The 4,411-nt window shown below is 57.8% G+C and carries 3 protein-coding genes; all 3 read right to left on the bottom strand.

Annotated features, from left to right (window positions below):
* Positions 1-73: 73 nt before the first annotated feature.
* Positions 74-1,366, bottom strand: a complete 1,293-nt coding sequence (locus GJV78_RS22345; protein WP_155110258.1) for an SEL1-like repeat protein — start codon at positions 1,364-1,366, stop codon at positions 74-76.
* Positions 1,366-3,306, bottom strand: coding sequence for a phospholipase D-like domain-containing protein (locus GJV78_RS22350; protein WP_155110259.1), 1,941 nt, complete (start codon positions 3,304-3,306; stop codon positions 1,366-1,368). Before GJV78_RS22350 ends, GJV78_RS22345 begins: the two co-directional genes overlap by 1 nt.
* Positions 3,306-4,411 (bottom strand): DUF2345 domain-containing protein (locus GJV78_RS22355; RefSeq protein ID WP_155110260.1); only part of this gene is annotated, 1,106 nt, incomplete at its 5' end. The genes GJV78_RS22355 and GJV78_RS22350, both read right to left, overlap by 1 nt.

Raw genomic sequence — 4,411 nt, forward strand, 5'->3', positions numbered from 1 at the left:
GGCTACCATCATCACTGCCGTTCCCTTCATCATCACCGCTCCCTTTCCGTTTTTTTATGCTTTAACGCCCGCGTTACGCTTCACCCACCCGACGCCACCATACCGCCTGCTCTTTCCGCTGGTGTATGTCGCTCAGCGGCCAGGGGCGCGGGCGGAATATCTCCACCGTCTCCGTCGGCATTGTCTCTCCCTCCCGGAAGTAACGGATGGCGTTCCCGCTCAGCCCTTCACGGGGCCACCAGGCCATCTGCCAGTAGCCGCTCTTCGGACACGCCTCCCCGCTGTGACACAGCAGCCGGGAGGTGCTGTCCGGCTCAAAATCCGCCGACTGCGGCAGCGGCCTGCCCGTGGCCGGATTCAGCTGCCTCGCCTCCGCCAGCTCCGCGATCAGCGCTTCGGTCGGCTTCTCCGGCGGCACGTTGGCCCTGCGCGCCTCCACCCACTTCAGCTTGCCGTCCCACTCCGGCAGCGGTGCCGGCGGCAGCGGAACGATATCGTTGATTTCCGGAACCGCCGGACCGGCGTAGGAGTAGCCGCTGAGCAATTTCCCTATCGCCTTGTAGCGCCTGGCGCGCTCCGCATCCGGCTGCTGACCCAGGTAATAGAGTCCGTCTGTCGGCTCAGGGCCATCAAAACCATTTCCCAGAAATCTGGCCGAACTTGCGTTACCAGCAGCCACTCCCAACTGGAATGCTTCAACGGCCTCCCGGTAGAGTCCTCTTCCCTGCAAATTGACGCCTAAATTTGATGCTGCCTCACCCTGCCCCTGTTCAGCCGCACAGCGTCGCATCTGCTCCGCAATGTCATAGGCGGTGCCGGCCATAAACAGTTTTTCAGCTACATACGCCTGGGCCAGCGCGCTCCCCTCATCCGCCGCCTTACGGTAGTAGCGCAGGGCCATCTCCGGGTCCTGCTGCAGCCCCGCCACGCCGTGGCCCAGGTAGATGGCCACAAAGTAGTAGCCCGTCGCCACCCCGGCATCAATCAGCCGCTGGCTCAGCCGCAGCCGCTCTCCGGCGCTCAGGGAGAACTCCTTTCGCAGCGCCCCGTTCTGCAGGTTGATGCTGGCCTTATAGTGCCCGTTCTCCGCCGCGATGCGGTACAGCCGCCCAACCTCAGCATCCACGGCCTTATCCTGCTTCAGCAGGTTATTCTTCTGCAGCCAGCGGGCGTATTTAAACAGCACGTCCGCCTTTGCCGGGGCTTCGGGAAGGGCTTCATGTTTGCAGCTGAACGCCAGCCGGGCGTTCACATCGGTCAGGGGCGGCATCGCGGGTTCCTTATTCTCAGCGTTTACGGACAGCGGAACGCCGCCCTGGTCACAGCCCGCCAGCAGCAGGCAGGCAAGTAATAGCAGTCGGCGCATCAGTCCATATCCTTCAGGGTGGGTTTGTCATAGTAGAACCTAATCAGCGGGGCTTCCGGCGCTTTTCTCTCACCCCCATACTGATTATCGTGGTTTCGTTTGAGAATATCCTCCCAGGCATCAAACGCCTCTGCTGGATTATCCTGCACGCCCATCCCGTTGGTGTGCAGCTTCCATAGCCGCTGCCGCAGCGCCTTCGTCACGCTGGCATATTCATGGGCAATATTCATTTCACTGTCCACCTGCATACTGCGGGTATTAATATTGGCCGAGCCGTGGGTGGTAAAAACATCGTCAATAATCATTAACTTGGAGTGGATATAGACCGGCATCCAGTTTTCAGCCGGCGAATCCTGCGCCACCAGAGAGCAGATATGGACTTTGAGGCCGGGGATTTCCCGGTTAAATGTGGAATAATCTTTCTCTTCCGTTGCCATAATTTCGTCAATTTCCTTCTGATAATTGTCCAGCTTCCGCTTAATTTCCGCCCCCCTTTCCTTTACTTTTTCTATCGCCGCCGGATCCCACGGATTCAGAGCGATACAGGGTTCGTTGAGGAGCGCCGCATCTCTCTCACGCTCCAGCTCTTCCTGAAGCTGCTTAACCCGCCGCAGCTTATGGATTTCCGGAATGGCCCCACCCTGTCCGAGGGCATCAAGCATTCGCTGCGTATTTACCGTGCCCGCCCCTATGCCGTCATCCGTGACGTTGGTGGTGACAAATAAGTATAGCGAGCCGTCCCTTTCCGGCGTGCGGCCGTTTTTCATCTGCGCCAGCGCCGCCTTTTTAATCGCCTCCGCCAGCGGCGGCCAGCGAAAATACTGGTTTTCAATATAGATAAACCGTGTGGCATTGTTGACCGACTGCAGGTAGAGCTTTTCGATATCCCGCTTTTCCTCCTGTGCCTGAGTGCGCAGCAGCTGGGCCATCAGCGGCTTGCCGTATCCCTCCTGCAGTTTAAGCTTTTTAGCGTTCTCTTTCGCATTGCGTAACAGAAACAGATTCTGTCGGGTCTCTCTTAGCCAGGAGAGGGCAAAATTGTGGTGCAGATGCTCCAGAATCGGCCCCGTCACCTGACAGGAGATATCCTGCCGGGGCAGGAAGCCGCGTGCGCCTTTGTTGGGGGCCGGGGCGCTGTCGGCCCGGCGATTCTGCGCCGAGTGCGCATCGGTATCCCAGTACTCATCAATCATATTGTGCCCCATCACGAAACCGACCGCGTGCTCCGGCAGTTCATAATCGACCAGCACGGTCTTCTGATGGTGCGTGGCGGAGAATGTCATTGTGCTTATCGCCGCGCCGCTGATCTCCTGATCCGTTGCCTCTCTCGCCAGCCGGTAAGCTATTTCGGCCCGTTCGTACTGATTAAAGCCGCGGCTGACAAACAGCGGTGAGGAGGCCCGCAGCTTCGTATTGCGCATATAGTTCTGCGCGGCCTCCCCGACGATCGAGATATTCCCTAAAATCATGTCAGCCGGCTCTCCGGTGTAGGCGTATTTCCTGAACCACTTTTTATCAAAGGCATACTGCTCCTCAGACGCGCTCTGCCCGGCCCGATCCCGGAAACGAATAGCCCCTTTACCCGGCAGGTTGGCTTCACCCGCAAATCCAGCCGTATTGAACGGCATCTCCCAGCCCAGAATGCGCACCTGCACACCTTTCTCCGCGATCTGACAAAGTAGTTCACCGATACAGGGCGATTTACCGTCGCGAATAAAATACATGGAGGGCTGAAATCCCCAGCAGATAATATCAACCGATTTTTTCGCCTGGGCGATGGCATGATGAACCGCCGCAAACGCCTCCTCTCCGTTTACCAGCGGCCTGTAGGAGGCCAGCGCCGGCGGATATTCCGAATCCTCAACGAACCAGGGGGTAGTGAGCCTGACTTCACAGGTTTCCGTTAATACAATGGGGGCAACAATATCCTTCTGAAACATTAGCTTTTTTCCTTGTCAAGGTGTCCATCAAGCAGGTCAGCATAAGCATTACGATGCGCGGTATGTGAGGAAGGGGCATTAATATCAGCCGCAGGCTGAGCGACATGATGATGAAGACCGCGATTAGCAAGTTTACCCTGTTCAGGGTTGCTGTATGCCTCCACAACCGGGATCTGATAGCTGACGCCGTTAGCCATCTCCAGCCGGTAGTTTTGCGTTACCACCTGATGATCGATCTGTATCGTTCCGCTCTCATCAAGCACCCCCTTCGTGACCTCCGCGCCATCGGCATAGAGGGTATAGGGCATTCCGGCCCAACGACTTTCCGGGGCATTAGGAGCCTGAGCAATTTTCAGACGCAGCGTCTGCGGCCCCTTACCCGGCTGGCTGTCGTTCTGCCGGCCCTGACGCTGAAGCAGCGGGTAATCGGGATGAGCGGCCTTCATGCTGGCCGGCCCACTATAGGCGAAATCTGCCGCCTTAACCTCAAAATCACCCCGGGTGCCAAACTCAATCCGGCAGGGATCGAGCGTGAGATAGCTTCCCCCGGCGTTAATGATGATTTTCTTTTTCGCAACAATGTGGATTTCATCGTCGGTACTGACGATCTCCAGCCCCTTGCGGGCCAGCAGCTGCATTTCGTCATTCTGAGCCTGAACCGTAACCGCTCCCTGGTTGGCGATAAATTTAATCCCCAGCTTACGCACGAACAGGCTTAACCCTTCGCCAATGCCGATAAAAAAACGCTTCATCACGCTCATATCCGCATCGGCCCCGGCGCTGAAGATCAGATTGCGAAGCGCGGCCAGCTGCAGATGACCGCCGCTGCTTATCGCGACGCCTTTCGGGGCGCTAAGCACCGCCACGGCCTCTTTGAGCTGCTCAATTTGTTCGCGCATAAAGGCCAGCTGTTCTTCTGTCTGCGCCGGTTCGGCCTGTGCAGACCCGGCGTCGCGGGACACCTCATCCATTTGATCGGCCGCCTGCTGAAGCCGTTCCATCGTCTCCTGCATGGCCAGTACCTCACCCTTTGCTCCCGGCTGACCGTCGGCGCTGATAAATATCCCTTTCCCTGCGCGTATCGCTCCCCACTCATCCGTTCGCA

Origin of the sequence: Intestinirhabdus alba (genome assembly GCF_009711095.1) — a bacterium.
Taxonomy (GTDB): domain Bacteria; phylum Pseudomonadota; class Gammaproteobacteria; order Enterobacterales; family Enterobacteriaceae; genus Intestinirhabdus; species Intestinirhabdus alba.

Coding starts and splice junctions, on each gene's coding strand:
- GJV78_RS22345 (WP_155110258.1), bottom strand. CDS start 1,366: ATGCGCCGACTGCTATTACTTGCCTGCCTGCTGCTGGCGGGCTGTGAC.
- GJV78_RS22350 (WP_155110259.1), bottom strand. CDS start 3,306: ATGTTTCAGAAGGATATTGTTGCCCCCATTGTATTAACGGAAACCTGT.